Annotated in this window: 1 protein-coding gene; it reads right to left on the reverse strand. The window is 44.9% G+C overall.

Features of this window, described 5'->3' with window-relative positions; genetic code table 11:
- Positions 1–287: Ig-like domain-containing protein (locus IW20_RS26555; RefSeq protein WP_035629202.1), on the reverse strand; the 287-nt coding region annotated here is incomplete at both ends.

Genomic DNA, 287 nt, shown 5'->3' on the forward strand with positions numbered 1-287 from the left:
GATACTGTTTGTGAAGCATAATAATGGGTACCACTTACCAAAGGTATCGTTGTTGCCAGCGGTGTTCCTCCTGTTGAAGCTGCATACCAATTGATAGTACTTCCTGTAGCAGCTAAATTTGCAATGGTGGAAGCGCTACAAAAACTTTGGGTAGCATTTCCTGTTGGAGCGGCTGTGATAGTCACGTTAGCGATTACATCGAGTCGGCTTGCAGATTCACATCCGAATACTGTTTGTGAAGCATAATAATGGGTACCACTTACCAAAGGTGTCGTTGTTGCCAGCGG

This window comes from Flavobacterium hydatis (genome assembly GCF_000737695.1).
GTDB lineage: Bacteria > Bacteroidota > Bacteroidia > Flavobacteriales > Flavobacteriaceae > Flavobacterium > Flavobacterium hydatis.